Source organism: Enterobacter cloacae complex sp. 302F9 (assembly GCF_050030335.1).
GTDB lineage: Bacteria > Pseudomonadota > Gammaproteobacteria > Enterobacterales > Enterobacteriaceae > Enterobacter > Enterobacter hormaechei_C.
On sequence record NZ_JBLGUC010000001.1, the window covers coordinates 607,177 to 623,855 of the forward strand.

Annotated in this window: 12 protein-coding genes and 1 pseudogene; 8 read left to right on the forward strand and 5 right to left on the reverse strand. The window is 59.1% G+C overall.

Annotation, left to right across the window (positions count from 1 at the left end; genetic code table 11):
• The first annotated feature begins 1 nt into the window (after position 1).
• Complete coding sequence (locus tag ACQG0T_RS02905) at positions 2 to 5,587, forward strand: trifunctional serine/threonine-protein kinase/ATP-binding protein/sensor histidine kinase (RefSeq protein WP_271040542.1); 5,586 nt, start codon at positions 2 to 4, stop codon at positions 5,585 to 5,587.
• A 3-nt stretch (positions 5,588 to 5,590) separates the two neighbouring features.
• On the opposite strand, the gene ACQG0T_RS02910 is transcribed toward ACQG0T_RS02905, so the two are convergent.
• Positions 5,591 to 6,208: a response regulator transcription factor gene (locus ACQG0T_RS02910; protein ID WP_017383872.1), complete on the reverse strand. Its 618-nt coding sequence runs from the start codon at positions 6,206 to 6,208 to the stop codon at positions 5,591 to 5,593.
• A gap of 179 nt (positions 6,209 to 6,387) precedes the next feature.
• Entirely contained in the window at positions 6,388 to 6,774 is a 387-nt protein-coding gene (locus tag ACQG0T_RS02915) for a VOC family protein (RefSeq protein ID WP_017383871.1), read from the reverse strand.
• Between the two features lie 85 nt (positions 6,775 to 6,859).
• On the opposite strand from ACQG0T_RS02915, the pseudogene ACQG0T_RS02920 reads away from it, so the two are divergent.
• Together ACQG0T_RS02920 and ACQG0T_RS02925 are read left to right on the forward strand one after the other, a co-directional pair.
• Positions 6,860 to 7,465, forward strand: a pseudogene (locus tag ACQG0T_RS02920) (ATP-dependent Clp protease proteolytic subunit); the annotation flags it as partial.
• Positions 7,466 to 7,599: 134 nt separating this feature from the next.
• Complete coding sequence (locus tag ACQG0T_RS02925; protein ID WP_271040543.1) at positions 7,600 to 8,721, forward strand: cupin domain-containing protein; 1,122 nt, start codon at positions 7,600 to 7,602, stop codon at positions 8,719 to 8,721.
• Between the two features lie 38 nt (positions 8,722 to 8,759).
• On the opposite strand, the gene ACQG0T_RS02930 is transcribed toward ACQG0T_RS02925, so the two are convergent.
• A complete protein-coding gene (locus tag ACQG0T_RS02930; RefSeq protein WP_252051984.1) occupies positions 8,760 to 8,945 on the reverse strand; it encodes a DUF2767 domain-containing protein in 186 nt (61 codons plus the stop codon).
• Positions 8,946 to 9,164: 219 nt separating this feature from the next.
• Between ACQG0T_RS02930 and ACQG0T_RS02935 the strand changes: the two genes are divergently transcribed.
• From ACQG0T_RS02935 to foxA, 3 genes are all read left to right on the forward strand, one after another.
• On the forward strand, positions 9,165 to 9,398 hold the full coding sequence (locus ACQG0T_RS02935) for a DUF2171 domain-containing protein (RefSeq protein ID WP_003863067.1): 234 nt from the start codon (positions 9,165 to 9,167) through the stop codon (positions 9,396 to 9,398).
• A gap of 135 nt (positions 9,399 to 9,533) precedes the next feature.
• Positions 9,534 to 10,490 (forward strand): helix-turn-helix domain-containing protein, encoded by a 957-nt coding sequence (locus ACQG0T_RS02940; RefSeq protein WP_017694577.1) that lies wholly within the window; start codon positions 9,534 to 9,536, stop codon positions 10,488 to 10,490.
• 121 nt (positions 10,491 to 10,611) lie between these two features.
• Positions 10,612 to 12,720, forward strand: a complete 2,109-nt coding sequence (gene foxA, locus ACQG0T_RS02945; RefSeq protein WP_271040809.1) for a ferrioxamine B receptor FoxA — start codon at positions 10,612 to 10,614, stop codon at positions 12,718 to 12,720.
• 76 nt (positions 12,721 to 12,796) lie between these two features.
• Here the strand turns inward: foxA and ACQG0T_RS02950 are convergent, their stop codons facing one another.
• Positions 12,797 to 14,212 (reverse strand): PLP-dependent aminotransferase family protein, encoded by a 1,416-nt coding sequence (locus ACQG0T_RS02950; RefSeq protein ID WP_271040544.1) that lies wholly within the window; start codon positions 14,210 to 14,212, stop codon positions 12,797 to 12,799.
• Between the two features lie 176 nt (positions 14,213 to 14,388).
• Between ACQG0T_RS02950 and ACQG0T_RS02955 the strand changes: the two genes are divergently transcribed.
• Positions 14,389 to 14,550 carry a DUF1127 domain-containing protein gene (locus ACQG0T_RS02955; protein WP_015572572.1) on the forward strand — a complete coding sequence of 54 codons (162 nt, stop codon included), beginning with the start codon at positions 14,389 to 14,391 and terminating at the stop codon, positions 14,548 to 14,550.
• A gap of 85 nt (positions 14,551 to 14,635) precedes the next feature.
• Here the strand turns inward: ACQG0T_RS02955 and ACQG0T_RS02960 are convergent, their stop codons facing one another.
• Positions 14,636 to 16,024: a PLP-dependent aminotransferase family protein gene (locus tag ACQG0T_RS02960; RefSeq protein WP_426723742.1), complete on the reverse strand. Its 1,389-nt coding sequence runs from the start codon at positions 16,022 to 16,024 to the stop codon at positions 14,636 to 14,638.
• A 102-nt stretch (positions 16,025 to 16,126) separates the two neighbouring features.
• Here ACQG0T_RS02960 and ACQG0T_RS02965 point away from each other — a divergent pair, with 102 nt between their 5' ends.
• Entirely contained in the window at positions 16,127 to 16,606 is a 480-nt protein-coding gene (locus ACQG0T_RS02965) for a carboxymuconolactone decarboxylase family protein (protein WP_252051982.1), read from the forward strand.
• Positions 16,607 to 16,679 lie beyond the last annotated feature (73 nt).

The following is a 16,679-nucleotide window of genomic DNA, read 5'->3' on the forward strand; positions in this document are numbered from 1 at the left end:
GATGAACGAACATACGTCGCCTGCATTTTGGCCCGCCCGGGGAAGTCTCCATGAAGGGCGGGCTTTTGTTCTGAAAGAGGATGTCATTTTTACCGTGCTGGCGCAGGAGGGCGGCATCTCCTGGATGAACGGGCGGCATCCCCAGTCCGGCGGTTCGTTTATTATTGCCACCGCGGTCAGCGATGAAGAAGAGGAGCGGGCAACGCGGCTGCTGAAAAACGAGTTTGCCCTGCGCGACCGGCTTCATGACGGCTGGGCTATCCGGCCCGTCGCTTCAACCCAGTACCGCGGACGTTTTGCGCTGGTCTACGCGCCGTTCTGCTTTGAACTGCTGGCGTGCCGGGCAGGTAAGGCGATTTCCGGGATCGCCCGCTTTATCGAAATGGCGATCCGCATCTGCGGTCCCCTGCGCCAGATGCATCTGCACAACCTGATCCACGGCGATATCAAACCCGGGGCGTTCTTCGTTCATCACGACGCCACCTGCCGTCTTTGCAGCTTCGGTCTTTCCTGCGGCACCTCCGACGCGTTCTCCCAGTCCCGGCTTGCCGCGTCTGGCGGCACGCCCGCCTACATGTCACCGGAACACACCACGCGTACCCGGCGCGCCGTCGACAGCCGGAGCGATCTCTACAGTCTGGGTATCGTGCTTTATGAACTTCTGACCGGGCGATTGCCGTTTGAACTGAGCGCTGATGACCAGACCAACTGGGCGCATTACCACATTGCCTCTGAGCCGCTTGCGCCGGGGCGGGTGCGCCCGGACGTACCCGGCATGCTGTCGACCATTATCCTTAAGCTGCTGGAGAAGAATCCGGAGAATCGCTATCAGACCGTCGACGGGCTGATTGCCGACCTCAGGCGCTGCCAGGCGACGCTGACCGCCGAAGGTGAGATCGTCGACTTTATTCCCGGCCAGCAGGATCGCTCTCCGGCGATCCATCTTGCCGATTCGCTTTTCTCTGCGCATCCGCAGGCCAGCGACGTCATCGCCGCGTTTGAGCGGGTCAGCCAGAGCGGTGCGCCGGAACTGGTGACGATTGGCGGTCCGTCGGGGATCGGCAAATCTTCCGTGATCGCCACCACGCTGAAATCGCTGCAACAGCGCAAGGTGCTGCTGGCGGTGGGCAAGGTCGATCAATATTCTCCCACGCTGCCCTACGGCGTGCTGAGTTCGGCGTTTCGGACGCTCACGCTGCACCTGCTCGGGCTGCCAGCCGGGGAGGTAGCGACGTGGAAAATCCGTCTGTCGCGCGCGCTGGAAGGCTTCGAGGAGCTGGCCGTCAGCCTGGTGCCGGAGCTGAATTTACTCCTAGAGAACAAACCGCGTTTCTCTGCGGATACCTTTTCCATCGACGCGCGGGCGCGCTTCAGCCATATGGTGCTGGCGCTGGTGAAAACCTTCGCCACCCAGGGCGCGCCGCTGGTGCTGCTGCTGGATAATGTGCAGTGGATCGACGCCGCCAGCCTGCAAACGCTCGATCACCTGCTGCGCGCCTGCGGCGCCATCCCGCTGCTGGTGGTGGTGGCGCACCGCGATCTCAGTTCGCTTTCTGAGCCCACCTTGCAGACCGCGCTGGCGAGCCTGCCGGAGGCGGCGCAACACGCCACGACGATCGTGCCGCAGCCGCTGTCGGTGAAGGCCGTGGCGCGCTGGCTCGGGGGGATTTTTCATACCCGCAGTACCGGTACCGCCGATCTTGCCACGCTGATCCATGAAAAAACCGGCGGCAACCCGCTGTTCGTGCAGGAATTTTTCCGCCGCATCGTCGATGACGGACTGGTGGTGCACAACAAATATCAGGGGAAATGGCATTACGATCTCCAGGCCATCCGCGCCCGGCACTACACCGAGAACGTGGTGACGCTGGTGCTTGAACAGCTCAAGGAGATGCCCGACGAGACGCGCCGCCTGCTGGGCAGCATCGCCTGCCTCGGCTGCACGGGCGAGCTGGAGATGCTGTGCCGCGTGGTGGGGCGGTCGGCGGCGGAAATCCGCTACGCGCTTCATCCGGCGGTGACCGCTCAGCTGATTGTGCTGACGGAGAAAGAGTACGCTTTTACCCACGATCGGGTGCAGGAAGCCGCCTTTGCCCTGCTGGATGAGGGCGAGAAAAGCCATCTGCACCTGACCACCGCCAGCCTGCTGGCGGATGCCGCGCGGCAGACGGCGGGCAACGAACTGCTGTTCCGCGCGGTTCACCACGTCAGCGCCGCGCTGGACTGCATCCAGCCTGCACCCCAGCGGCAGCGATTCCGGGAGCTGAGCCTTCAGGCCGCGCGGCGTGCGAAGCGTACCGGCGATTACCTTTCCGCCTTAAGCTATATCCAGACCGCCAGAGCGCTGGGGAATGCGGGCCCGGTCTCGGACTTTATGCTGGATATCGAAGAGGCGGGCTGTGAGTTTGCGCTCGGACACCTGGAGCGCACGCGTGCGCTGTGCGATGCGATCCTCGGTTCACCGGGCGGGCTGACGGAGAAAGCGCTGGCCGCCAACCTGCTGGCGGAAGTTTATATGCGCCAGTCGGAGATCCGCCTGGCGCTGGAGGCGTCGTTATGCTGGCTGGGCGTGTTCGGGATCCAGATCAGCCGCTACCCGGAAAATGCCGAATGTGACGAGGCCTGGCAGCAGTTCTGTCAACGCACCGCCGACGCGCCGCAGAACCCGTTTTCTCAGCTTAAGCTGATGGAGAACGCAGAGACCGAAGCGGTGATGAACCTGCTTTACAGCGCCAGTATTTTCGCCAGCTTTACCTGCCCGCGCCTGCACTTTTTACTCCTGTGCCGGATGATGCACCTCACGCTCGATCACGGCATAACCGGTGCTTCCACCACGGCGATGGCCTGGTTTGGCGTGCTGATTGGCCACCGCTACGCCGAATACCGTCTCGGGTTTGAGTACGGCACGCTGGCTCGTGAGCTGGTGAACCGCCACGGCTATGATGCCTATGAAGCTAAAACTCTGCTGCCGCTCGACCAGCTCAGCGTCTGGACCCAGCCGCTGTCGTACACTATCGAGTGCGCCAAGGCCTGCTTTACCTCAGCGGTGACCCACGGCGACATGACGATGGCCTGCTTCGCGGCCTGTCATCAGATCATTAACTTCCTCTCCCGGGGCGATCATCTGGATGGCGTGCTGACCAGCATCGATCGCGGTCTGGCCTTTGTGCGCAAAACGGATTACCAGGACATTGAAACCGTTCTGCACATTCAGCGCCGCTACGTGGAGTTTTTACGCACGCCGGTGACGGGCCCATGGAGCGCCGCCCAGGCGCTGCCTGACGATCTGCTGCCCGCGCCGCCGGAGCAGGCGCCCGAGCAGACCTCGACCATGCTCTTCTGGTACTGGCTCTATCGCGGGATGGCGCACTTTTCCTGCGGCGAATACGCCGACGCACAGGCGGATTTAGAAATGGCGGGCTGGTATGCGTGGTCCGCGCCGGGTCATATTCATCTGCTGGATTACCATTTTTACAGCGCGCTGGCGCTCTCCCGCCAGCTCACGCCGGAAACCTTTTCGGCGGATTATCGCCGCAGTATTCATCACCATTACGACAAAATAGCCCTCTGGGCGCGGATCAATCCGGGCACGTTTGCCGATAAAGAGGCGCTGATTTATGCCGAAATCGTCCGTCTGGACGGCATGAACAGCATCGCGCTGGAGCAGTATGAAAAAGCGGTGCGACTCTCGCGGGAGGGCGGGTTTAACCCGATCAATGCCCTGGCGCACGAGCTGGCCGGGCGTTTCTCGCTGGCCTGCGGCTACCCGACCGCCTCCGACGCCCATTTCCGCGGCGCGATTGCCGCATGGGGGCGCGTCGGGGCGCAGGCCAAGGTGCGCCAGCTGGAGCAGGATTTCCCCCATCTGCTGGCCTCCGGGCAGAGCCGCGCGTATGACACGGCGGCGTTTGCCCAGAACGAGGTGATCCGCGATTTACAGAGCGTCATCAAAGCCTCACGCGCCTTATCCGAAGAGATCAACCTTGAACGTTTAATCGAAAACCTGATGACGCTGCTGCTTGAACGGGCCGGGGCGCAGCGTGGCCTGCTGCTGCGCGTCAGCGATAATCACATCCCGGAGATCGAAGCCAGCGCCTGGACCAGTACCGACGGCGTGCGGGTGCGCATCCTGAAGGCGTCACCGATGGCGACGGACATGCCGCTGTCGGTGCTGGCCGCGGTGATCCGCACCGGGCAGGAGATCCGCACCGGCAAACTGGAGGAGTTCCACCCGTTCAGCCAGGATCCGTATCTGGTGACGTCCGGCGCCGCCGTGATGTGCGTGCCGATGTTCAAACAGGCGCGGCTGGTGGGGATTCTGTATCTGGAAAACCGCCTGATGCCGGAGGTGTTTACCGCCGAACATTCGCGCGTGGTCAGCCTGCTGGGCGCGCAGGCGGCGGTTTCGCTGGAGACGGCGCGGCTCTACGCCGAGCTGCTGGCGGAAAACATCCAGCGCCGACGGGTGGAGAAAGAGCTGCGCGCCAGCCAGACCTCACTGATGCTGGGCGAGCAGATCAGCCATACCGGCAGCTGGCGCTGGGAACTGGTGCAGGATCTGATGTTTATGTCCGAAGAGTACGCCCGTATCCTTGGCCTGCCGGAGCAGCAAAAGATGATCTCAATGGCGGAGTTTTTGACCTTCGTGCATGAGGATGATTATGGCCGGATCAGCACCCTCGTTAATCAGAGCGTGCGTGACGGGCTGTCGATGCGCGCGGAGTTTCGCATCATCCGCACCGACGGCTCCGTTCGTTACCTCCTCGGGATTGGCGATCCGGTGGGGGTGGGCAGCGAGGTGAATGAGTATTACGGCATCATTACCGACATCACCAGCCAGCGGGCGGCGGAGGATGCGATGCGGGTGGCGCAGGCGGATCTGGCGCGGGTCTCACGAGCCACTACCGTCGGGCAACTGACCTCCTCGATCGCGCACGAGATCAACCAGCCGCTGATGTCGATTGTCTCGAACGCCGGCGCAAGCCTGCGCTGGCTCAACCGCGATCCGGTGCGGCTGGAAAAAGTGCGCGAGGGGCTGGAGGAGATCGCCGCCGAGGGCGAGCGGGCAGGGGAGATCATCCGCAGCATTCAGTCTCTGACGCGCAAACAGGACCCCACGTTTACGCGAATCGATCTGCACTTCCTGATCCACCACATCATTATGCTTTCCCGCAGCGAACTTGAGCTGCGACACATAAGCGTTGATTATCTTCTGAACGCTGACGACAGCTTTATCATCGGCGACAGCGTGCAGATCCAGCAGGTGTTGCTTAACCTGGTGATGAATGCGATGGAAGCGATGGCGGAAGTGACGGATCGCCCGTGCAGCATCACGATCTCCACCGCGAACTGCGCCGAGGGGAAGGTGATCTTCGAGATCGCCGATACCGGCAGCGGCATTGAGCCGGAGCTCACCGAGCGGATCTTTGACTCGTTCTATTCGACCAAAGCGCAGGGAATGGGCATGGGGCTGACCATCAGCGCCAGCATCATTGAACGGCACCGGGGGAAACTGAGCGCGCGCCGCAGAGAGCCGTACGGCACGGTGTTTACCTTCGCGTTGCCGCTTGCCGGACAGGAGATGTAACGGTTATTCCGCTGGCTGATGTTTGGTCAGGCGCTCGACGGCCCTGACCAGTTCAGCCACGGAGCGGACCTGCATTTTCTCCATCACCCGGCGGCGGTGCACTTTCACCGTAATCTCACTGACGCCCAGCTCGGCGGCGATCTGCTTGTTGAGCTTGCCGCTGACGGCCAGCTCAAGCACCTCATGCTCGCGCGGCGTGAGGGACAGATGGCGCTGTTTCAGGGCGTAGTGCTCTTTGACGCGGGCGGCGTTGTGCTGTGCCAGCCTGAGCGCGGATTCGATGGAGCCGATGAGCGCGCTGGATTCAACGGGCTTAGTGAGAAATTCGTAGGCCCCGCCTTTGATCGCCCGGACGGACATAGGGATGGTGCCGTGGCCGGTGAGAAAGATGATCGGTATTTCCCGCCCGCTGTCTTTCAGCGCATCTGCGACATCAAACCCGGTTATCGTGGGCATTTGCATATCGAGGATCACGCAGGAGGGCAGATCCTCAAAGGGATGGCTGAGAAAGGCCTCTGCTGAGGAAAAGCCAAGGGCATGTATATCCGCAGATTCCAGCAGCCTGACAACGGACTGCCTGACTGTGTCATCGTCATCAACCACATAAACAATGTGTTCCATTCACCGCCCCGGTGTTGATTTAAATGTCGAGGATGTAAACAGTCACTATGGCTACGTAAGAGACTGTTTATGCTGACTTTCATCTTAACACATTAAATATCATTATCATTTAGCAATATGATAACCATATGAAGTATAGCGAGCTGGAGCGGAGGCGATGAAGGAACGAAACGCTGTTTTTATGCACCGACAAGCTCAATACGGTTGCCGTCCGGGTCCGCAATCACCGCTTCATAGAAACCGTCCCCGGTCATACGCGGGGCGCTGAGCAGGGAGCCGCTTGCCTGCGCCTGCGCTGCCATACTGTCCACCTGCGCTTTGCTGCCGACGTTGATGGCGATATGCGCCCAGCCGACAAATTCCGGGTGCGAAGGTGCACTGGGCAGGCCCGGCAGCGTCATCAGCTCGATGGTCGGCCCGTCATCCAGGGTAATAAAGTGAGATTTAAACCCCGGACGATTTTTGCTGACGTAGCGGTCATTACTGCGGCCGCCAAACACCGTTTCCCAGAACTGAACCTGCGCGTCCAGGCTGCGGGTCCAGAGTGCGACATGTGCAATATTCAAAAGATCCCTCGTTATTTGTCTGTGAGGACTTTCACCGGTAAAACAGGCTACACTCTGGTTTTGAGCGCGACAAGCTGAGGAAACAACAATGCACTACACACTGAAAGAAAGCGACAAGGAAAAAGCGGAAGGAACAAACGGCGCGGGCGCTCTACAGCAAAAATTGCTGGAATCCCGTTCGATTGTCATCTCCGGAGAGATTAACCAGGAGCTGGCCCAGAAGGTCATCACTCAGATGATCCTGCTGCAAAGCGTCAGCAACGATCCGATCAAGCTGTACATCAACAGTCAGGGCGGCCACGTAGAAGCGGGCGACACCATCCACGACTTCATTAAGTTTATCCGTCCGGAAGTGCATGTGATCGGCACCGGCTGGGTGGCGAGCGCCGGGATTACCATCTTCCTGGCGGCGAAAAAAGAGCACCGCTACGCTCTGCCGAATACCCGCTTTATGATCCACCAGCCGCTGGGCGGCGTGCGCGGTCAGGCAACGGATATCGAAATCGAAGCGCGCGAGATCATCCGCATGCTGGAGCGCGTGAACAAGCTGATTGCTGACGCCACCGGCCAGCCGCTGGAGAAAGTGAAGAAAGACACCGACCGTAACTTCTGGATGTCACCGGCGGAAGCGCTGGACTACGGCATCGTGGGTAAACTGATTACCCATTATGACGAGCTGAACCTGGATTAAGTTTAAGCCCGCGTGTGCGTCGGGTGACGGCTTCGCCTTACCCGACCTACGCGCGCTCGATTGACCCATGACAAGTTCCCCCCTCGCTGTCTCTTCTATAATCGCGCCTGTCTCCCCTCTCACTGGTGCTACCCATGGCGTTTCAACTGAACCTGAACTGGCCGGAATTTCTTGAAAAATACTGGCAAAAACAACCCGTTGTGCTGAAAAATGCCTTCCCGAATTTTGTCGACCCCATTACCCCTGATGAACTGGCGGGTCTGGCGATGGAGCCGGAAGTTGATAGCCGCCTGGTAAGCCATGCTAACGGCAAGTGGCAGGCGAGCAATGGCCCGTTTGAGCATTTCGATAACCTCGGTGAAACCGGCTGGTCCCTGCTGGCGCAGGCGGTGAACCACTGGCATATGCCCGCGGCAGAGCTGGTGCGTCCGTTCCGCGTCCTGCCGGACTGGCGTCTTGATGACCTGATGATCTCCTTCTCCGTCCCGGGTGGCGGCGTTGGGCCGCATATCGATCAGTATGATGTGTTTATTATCCAGGGGATGGGCAGCCGCCGCTGGCGCGTGGGGGACAAGCTGCCGATGCGTCAGTTCTGTCCGCATCCGGCCCTGCTGCATGTCGATCCGTTTGAGCCGATCATCGACGAAGATCTGGCCCCGGGCGATATCCTCTACATTCCGCCTGGATTCCCGCATGACGGCTTCACCCATGAAACCGCGCTCAACTACTCTGTCGGTTTCCGCGGGCCGAACGGTCGCGATCTGATCAGCAGCTTTGCCGACTACGCGCTGGAGAACGATCTGGGCGGCGAACATTACAGCGATCCGGATCTGACCTGCCGCGAACACCCTGGCCGCGTGGAGCAGTACGAGCTCGATCGCATTCGCCAGATGATGATCGACATGATTAGCAAGCCAGATGATTTTACGAAATGGTTTGGCAGCTTCGTCTCCACGCCGCGTCACGAGCTGGATATTGCCGCCGCCGAGCCGCCGTATTCCGCAGAAGAGGTGCTCGACGCGCTGCAAGGGGGCGAAACGCTCTCCCGCCTGAGCGGGCTGCGCGTGCTGAACATCAACGGCAGCGTCTTTATCAACAGCGAACAGCTGGAAACGGCGGATGTGAACGGGGCGGACGCGCTGTGCCGCTTCACCGAGCTCGGCCAGGCTGAGCTGGGCGATGCGCTGAATAATCCGGCGTTTGTGGAAGAGCTGACCGGTTTGATTAACCAGGGCTACTGGTTCTTCGACGAGTAACAGCAGGCGGCGTTTAGTCAGGCTAAACGCCGCCAGGTTCAGACCAGCATATTACAGGCCTTCCAGTAGTTAAGAAGCCGCTCATCGTCGCGCTCTTTCTCCGCTTTGATTTTCATCGCCCGGGCAACATTTTCTCGCGATACTTCATGGCCTTTTTGCACGATGTCTAAAACCGCTTCACCAAGAGCCAGTGAAATTTCTGCCCGATTATTGCGAATCGTCATAAATACCTCCTCGTTGGTTGCGATAATTTAATTATGAACGGGAAATAATCAGTCGGTAATAATTCATCTCATTCTTATTTTTTCATTTCGGCGTTAAGTAGACTTAATATTCGGTTCTGTCAATGATGTTTCAAAATGCTAATAAGACGTTTAAGCCTGAATTTATGCGCTACAGTTAATTTTGTGCAACAGGCAAATAACCGAAACAGGAGAATAATTATGGTAGATAAAAGCGCAATTAAGGATCACACTCAGGTTGTCGCCAGCTGCGGAACGCACGTCGGGGTTGTGGACCATCTTGATGGTGAGCGTATCAAGCTTGCGAAGAGCGATCCGGAATCGGGCGGCAAACACCACTTTATTCCTCTCGGCTGGGTTGATAAGGTCGAAGATAATAAAGTTGTCCTGACCAAAAACCATAAAGAGGTTTTTGCTGAGTGGCAGGAAGCATAAATATATTTCTCGCAAGGAAATATATGCCTTCGCTCCGGCTTCGTCCGGAGCGTAATAGTGTCTGCGCCCGGTGATTGCTGCCATTACAAATGGATGATACTGTTTTGCCTGTCCTTTCCCCGATGCAGGCCCCGAATGATGCTCCAGAGTGAAAATAGATCAGCGAAACGCATATTTTTTGTTGAAGATTTTCAGGTATTCGGCGAGCGCTACGGCATCGACTACCGTTTCCCCCAGTTAAAAGAGGCGCAGGTCAGCGGTAGCCCCGTGTTGCAGGGGAATGTTGAAGAGATGATGCTCTCGTCCGGCATTTCGCTGACCCACTCCGACGTACGTGTATTACAGCCCTATGAAACCACCTCTCGCCACAGCAGCCCGCTCTATATGCTGGTGGTGCTGGAAGGGTGCGTGACGCTCACACTCAATGGTATCAATTATCCCGTCCGCCCGGGCATGGCGTTCAGCTCACGTCTGAGTGAAGATCAGGTGATGAGCGCGCGTCATGATGCCGACAGCACGCTGAAAACGCTCTCGTTTGGCGTCTACCCGCACGATGCCGGACGTGAAGCCCTGCTTGAGTCATTGCTTCTGGAATGGCAAAGCCTGAATGCACCCGCGTTTGTCTGGCAGGTTCCCGAGTTTGTGATGTCAGGTATTCTGCATGCGCAGCGGCAGGGGGGAAGCGTGCTCTCACGCAAGCTGTTGCTGGAGGGGCTGATGTATCAGCTGCTCGGCCATGGCCTCAACCAGCGCCAGCAGCCTTGCCCGCGCCGGCCTGAGCATGCGCGTCTTGAACGCGTGCGGAGCCTGCTGGAACAGTCTCCTGAACGGGATCATACTCTCGCGCAGCTGGCAGCCCTTGCCGCAATGAGCCCAAGCAGCCTGCGCAGCAAGTTCCGTCAGCGCTACGGCTGCACGCTTTTCGATTACCTTCGCGACTGTCGCCTTGCGCTGGCGCGCCGCTATCTGCTGGAAGGCCACAGCGTGCAGCAGGCGGCGTGGATGTGCGGGTATCAGCATGCCACCAACTTTGCCACCGCGTTTCGTCGTCATTACGGGATTTCACCGGGGGACGTGCGCAAACTCCGCTAACGTAATTTCTCCTGTCGCGCGAATGCATTTCGTGTGGTTTAGCATCGCGCATACGTAACCTGGCGGCACGCATAGCCGTTTGCACTCTCAAAAAGGTAATAATTCTTATTAACAATAAGAAATATCTCTGGAGAGGGTTATGTTTGTTAAATCGCGTCTGGCACTGCTGGTGGGATGGGTTACCGGTAGCGTTGCTTTTCCTTTACTGGCGCAGGATGCCCAAAAAACTGACACCGTGGTGGTGACCTCGCAGATGCAGTCTGCGGCCACCAAGCTTGAAACACCGGATATTGAAACCCCGCAGTCGGTCTCTATCGTCACTCGCGAGCAGTTCGAAGAGCAGGGCGCAACCAGCGTGCGTCAGGCCGTGAGCTACACGCCGGGGGTCTACAGCAACCAGATCGGGGCGTCAAACCGCTTTGACTACATGGTGCTGCGCGGTTTCTCGGACGGCAGCCTGGACAACGTCTACCTCGACGGCCTGAAGATGATGGGCGACACCAACTCCCACAGCTCGCTGGTGGTTGACCCGTGGTTCCTGGACAGTATCGAAGTCGTGCGCGGTCCGGCCTCCGTGCTCTATGGCCGCTCATCGCCGGGCGGGATTGTGGCGCTCACCTCCCGTAAGTCATCGTTCGATCCTGGCGGGGAGATCAAGCTCTTCGCCGGTAACAATAACCAGCGTGGGGCGATGTTCGACGTCACTGGCCCGGTTGATGATAACGACCGCGTGGCGGTGCGCCTCAGCGGGATGACCCGCTATGCCGATTCCCAGTTCGATCCGCTGAAGGAAGAGCGTTACGCCCTGATGCCGAGCCTGACCTGGCGTATCACCGACAACACCCGTCTGGATCTGATGGCCTACCTGCACCGCGATCCGGAAGGCGGCAGCCACTCCGGCCTGCCATATGAGGGCACCGTTGTACCGCACAGCGGTAAGAAAATCTCCAACACCTTCTTCGAGGGCGAGGACGATTACGACAAGTACGATCGTCGGGAAAACATGGTCGGCTATAACATCGAGCACCTGTTTGACAGCGGCTGGTCCGTGCGCCAGAAGCTGCGCTACCTGCACACCAAAGTCGAGCTGAACCAGGTGTATGCCGCAGGCTGGCTGAATGACACCGAGCTGAACCGCGGCTATTCCGGCTCCGACGAGAAGATGAACGCCATCACCCTGGATAACCAGGTCGACGGCAGCTTCGATACCGGGGCGGTAAACCACCGCGTGCTGATCGGCATGGACTACCAGGACCGCACCAACAACGTCACTGGCTACTACGGCGGCTTCCCGCCGATTGACGCTTTCCATCCTGTTTACGGCGCGAAGCCGGACTACATCACCCAGTACAGCAGGGAAAAACACAAGCTGCGCCAGACCGGCTACTACCTACAGGATCAGATGTCCATTGACCGCTGGCGCCTCACGCTGGGCGGGCGTTACGACCAGGTGAGCGTGTCGAACGTCGACAACTTCAACCACACCCGCAGCGATCTGGATAAAAACAACTTCAGCAGCCGCGCGGCGCTGCTGTATCTGTTTGATAACGGCGTCGCGCCGTACGTCAGCTACTCTACCGCCTTTACGCCGACCAGCTTTGCCGACGAGCAGGGCAACATTTTGGATCCGATGAAGGGCAAGCAGTGGGAAGCGGGTGTGAAGTATGAGCCGGAGGGGATGAACAGCCAGTTCAGCGCCTCGGTGTTCCGCATTAACCAGAAGAACATTGCCACTAAAGAGGAGCCGACCGATCCGTACCGTTCCATCGGTGAAATCGAATCCGAGGGCGTTGAGCTGGAGGCGATTGGTCAGCTGACCGACAGCCTGCGTATGCAGGCGGCGTACACCTACACGGATATTCGCTACAAGAAGAGCAGCCCGGAAGAGGAGGGCAAGCGCGCCGTTTATGCCCCGCGTAACATGGCCAGCGCCTGGCTGAGCTACGACGTCAAAACCGGCCCTCTGGACGGCCTGACCGTCGGCTCTGGCGTGCGCTATGTCAACGGGATCGCCAGCGATCGCCAGAACACCCATACGCTTCCGTCGTACACGCTGGTGGATATGACCGTGGGGTATGACCTGTCGAAAGTGGGGCTCACGGGCGTGAGCGCGCAGTTGAACGTCAATAACCTGACGGACAGAAGCTACGTCGCGGCGTGTAACTCGCTCTCTTACTGCTACTTCGGTGCAGAACGCAGCATTGTTGGCAGCGTTTCGTGGAAGTTCTGAGTCGTTGACCATTGCCCGGTGGCGGTTTCCACCCTCTCCCTTTGGGAGAGGGTTGAGGTGAGGGCAACAGGCCGCACTACTCCTCCATCGCAATCACAATTGCCTCGCCCATCTTCCTCAGCGCTTCGCGGTTCTTCTCCGTCGGCGGCAACGCCACGTTGATCCGCAGGCAGTTGCGGTACTTCCCGGAGGCAGAAAACAGCGACCCGGCCGCAGCCTGGATCTTCAGACGGCACAGCTGCTTGCTGACGCACACCATATCGACCGTCTCCGGTAGCTCAACCCACAGCAGGAAGCTTCCTTGCGGGCGGGTGACGCATATCTCTGCCGGAAAATACTGCCGCACCCAGCAGGTATAGGTTTCCATATTCTGCTGATAAATCTGACGCATACGGCGCACGTGGCGATGGTAATGGCCGTCGCGAATAAACGCCGCCACCGCCATCTGCGTGCCCGGCACGTTAAACCCGCCCGCGGCGTACTTCATGTGCATCAACCGGTCGTAATAGCGCCCCGGCACGATCCAGCCGACCCGCAGGCCCGGCGCCACGGTTTTGGTAAACGAGCTGCATAAGAGCACGCGGCCATCTATGTCCATAGAATGAATGGTGCGCGGACGCGGGTACTCCGCCGCCAGCTCGCCGTAAATGTCATCCTCAACAATCACGATATCGTGCCGCTGTGCCAGGGCTAAGACCTGCTTCTTGCGAGACTCCGGCATGATAAACCCGAGCGGGTTATTGCAGTTCGGCACCAGGATCACCGCCTTGATCGGCCATTGCTCCAGCGCCAGCTCTAAAGCCTCGATGCTGATCCCGGTCTCGGGATCGGTGGGAATTTCAATGGCCTTGATGTCAAAGCCGCGCAGCATCTGCATGGTGCCGTGAAACGATGGTGACTCGACTGCCACGATGTCACCCGGCTTGCACACCGAGAGCAGAGCGATCGACAGCGCGCCGTGGCAGCCGTTGGTGATGACAATCTCGTTTGCCGCCACGGTGGAGCCGCCATCCAGCATCAGACGGGCGATTTGCTCGCGTAGCTCCAGGCGCCCGTCGAGCACGTCATAGCTCAGCATTTCGCCCGGATTATGCTGCGCAATGCGGCTCATCTCACGCCACAGCGGCTTCAGGCTCGGTTGGTTAATGTCCGGTGAGCCGCCGCCAAAGGAGATCATCTCTTTGTCGGCGCGGGCGTCCAGCAGCATCATCACTTCGTCCCACTGGGTGACGTCCACGGGGCGCTGTACCGGGCGCGTCATCGCCGGGACGGGCGGCTGGGCTTTGCGTTTCGAGACAAAATAGCCGGAGCGCGGCTGAGGCGTAATCAGCTGGCGGTTTTCGAGGATCTGGTAGGCCTGCTGTATGGTGCTGATGCTCACGCCGTGCTCCTGGCTCAGCGTGCGTACCGACGGCAGACGTTCACCGCTGCGATACAGCCCTTGTTCGATACGTTCCGCCAGGAGGTTGGCCAGATGTTGATAGCGCGTCATGCTGTATCCTTTTTTTTCACCATACAGAGCATTAAACCAGTACAGATTGATGGGTAAACCACCATGCAGATACCGTTTTAGCGGATCTGTATGGTAAACAAAAGCAGTTTTTGAATCTGTATTGTACTGGCCGTTTTCCATGATGATAACTCCACTGGCACAGCGAGGAGAGCATCATGGAATTCTACGAGAATCGTTCAAAACGTCCGTTTATCGCGTTTGTCTGGATAGCGAAAACGCTGCGTAACTGGTATCGCATCAACCGTACCCGCCGTATTCTGAGCCAGATGAGCGACGAGCAGCTCAAGGACGTCGGGTTATCGCGATATGATGTGTGAGCATAGGGTTGCCCGGTGGCGCTACGCTTACCGGGCCTACAGGAGACCGTAGGCCGGGTAAGGCGCAGCCGCCACCCGGCGGTTTTCAGCTCAACAGCGCAAGCGTCTGCCGTTTCGGCCTTTCCAGCAGCTCAACCGCCTCCTGATATGACCGCACGTTGTTATAGCCCATCACCAGCCCGTAGCGTTTGCCCGACCCGCGATACCACGCCGAAAGCGCATTGACCTGCAATTGCTGTTCCTGCCAGCAGCGGGCGATCTCCCGGTCAGCGCTTCCCTTTGCGAGGAACGCGACAATATGCATTCCACCGTCGTTTTGCTCGGTGAAGAACAGATCACCATAGACCTCACGCAGGGCGGCAATCATCCAGTCGCGGCGGGTTTGATAGAGCGCGCGCATCTTTTTCAGATGACGGAAAAAATGCCCCTCGTTGAGAAAGACTGTGAGGATCTTTTGCGTCAGCACCGGCTGGCCGCTGGTGAGGATGTCCGCGCTGTCGGTAAACGCGCCGACGGTGCTGGCGGGCATCACCACGTAGCCCATGCGCAGTGAAGGCATGATGGTTTTGCTGAAGGTGCCCATAAAGATCACCCTGTCATGCTGGTCGAGGCTTTTCAACGACGGCAGCACTTTGCGGGTGTAGTGAAATTCGCCGTCATAGTCATCTTCGATAATCCACGCCTCGTTTTGTGACGCCCAGTCGAGCAGCTGCTGCTTGCGCGGCAGGGAGAGCGTCACCGCCAGCGGGCTCTGGTGCGACGGGGTAACGATGGCGAAGCGGGCATCGTGGTGATTACGCAGCAGGTAGTCCGTATCCATCCCTGCGCGATCGACCGGCACGGTGTGCAGGCGGGGCACAATGCGCTTGAGCAACTGCTGGCCCATAAAGTAGCCCAGATCCTCAAATACCACCTTATCGCTGCGGCTGGCGAGCGTGTCGAGGATCAGGCGCAGGCTGCCGCTGTAGCCGCTGGTGATCAGCACCTGTTCTGCGGTGCAGGACAACCCGCGCGAGATATTGAGATAGCGGGCAATTGCCTCGCGCAGCGGATACCAGCCCAGCACCGGCGGGTTGAGCATTTCATCCTGACGCATGGCGCGCGTCGCCTGGCCTGCCAGCAGCAGCCATTTTTTATAGGGGAAGCTGTCGAGCGCGGGAATGCCGGGGCGCAGAAAACCGGCCCGTTCGCGCTGGCTAATCAACGACGCCGGCAGCGTGCCGGTCGCTTGTTCTGCCGGAGCGTTTTGCGCGGGCAGCAGAAGATCCGGATTCACCCGCGTCCCGCGCGCGCCCTGGCTTACCAGATATCCTTCCCCCGTCAGAATGGCATAGGCTGTTTCAACGGTTTTTCGCGCGACCTTAAGCTCTTCAGCCAGCACGCGGATGGCAGGCACTTTGTCGCCGGGCTTCAGTACGCCGCGCGTGATGTTATCGCGATAGCGGGTATAAATGTCGTGATAGCCCGGCTTCATGTCCTACCTCATTTCAGGTTTTTTGTGTCTTTTTACTATGTCATTAACGGCGTAGATTTGCCTCATCGCATGATAAAAACCGCACAAAAAAGAGGAAAGACAATGAGCACCCGCGTAAACCACCACAAAGCCACACCTGCACTCGCCAACGCGCTTTCCGCCCTGAGCATGGAAGTGGCGAAAACCTCCCTTGATCCGGCGCTGAAGCACCTGATCGACATTCGCGTGTCGCAGCTGAACGGCTGTACCTTCTGCCTGGATATGCATTCGAAAGAGGCCAAAATTGCCGGCGAGCGCGAGCTGCGCCTGTACCATCTGGCGGCGTGGCGGGAGTCGCCGCTGTTCAGCGCCCGCGAGAAAGCCGCGCTGGCCTTCACCGAAGCGCTGACCCAGATTGGCGCTCACGGCGTGAGCGACGCGCTGTACCGCAGCGTGGCGGAGCACTTCTCGGACGTGGAGATTTCAGAGCTGAACTTCGCCATCGTAGCGATCAACGCCTGGAACCGCCTGGGGATCACCTCCCGCATGGCGCTGGGCTCGCTGGATGCGGCATATGGGCTGAACAAGGCTAACCTGGAGTAATCCCGCGCTCGCGGATCATCGCCACCAGCGCCCGTAAGCCTGGCGGGACATGACGATGGCGAGTGGGGGATTC

Bases quoted from the DNA above. Each gene is read 5' to 3' on its own strand.
- ACQG0T_RS02905 (WP_271040542.1), top strand. From the start codon at position 2: ATGAACGAACATACGTCGCCTGCATTTTGGCCCGCCCGGGGAAGTCTC.
- ACQG0T_RS02910 (WP_017383872.1), bottom strand. From the start codon at position 6,208: ATGGAACACATTGTTTATGTGGTTGATGACGATGACACAGTCAGGCAG.
- ACQG0T_RS02925 (WP_271040543.1), top strand. From the start codon at position 7,600: ATGGCGTTTCAACTGAACCTGAACTGGCCGGAATTTCTTGAAAAATAC.
- ACQG0T_RS02930 (WP_252051984.1), bottom strand. From the start codon at position 8,945: ATGACGATTCGCAATAATCGGGCAGAAATTTCACTGGCTCTTGGTGAA.
- ACQG0T_RS02935 (WP_003863067.1), top strand. From the start codon at position 9,165: ATGGTAGATAAAAGCGCAATTAAGGATCACACTCAGGTTGTCGCCAGC.
- ACQG0T_RS02940 (WP_017694577.1), top strand. From the start codon at position 9,534: ATGATGCTCCAGAGTGAAAATAGATCAGCGAAACGCATATTTTTTGTT.
- ACQG0T_RS02950 (WP_271040544.1), bottom strand. From the start codon at position 14,212: ATGACGCGCTATCAACATCTGGCCAACCTCCTGGCGGAACGTATCGAA.
- ACQG0T_RS02955 (WP_015572572.1), top strand. From the start codon at position 14,389: ATGGAATTCTACGAGAATCGTTCAAAACGTCCGTTTATCGCGTTTGTC.
- ACQG0T_RS02960 (WP_426723742.1), bottom strand. From the start codon at position 16,024: ATGAAGCCGGGCTATCACGACATTTATACCCGCTATCGCGATAACATC.
- ACQG0T_RS02965 (WP_252051982.1), top strand. From the start codon at position 16,127: ATGAGCACCCGCGTAAACCACCACAAAGCCACACCTGCACTCGCCAAC.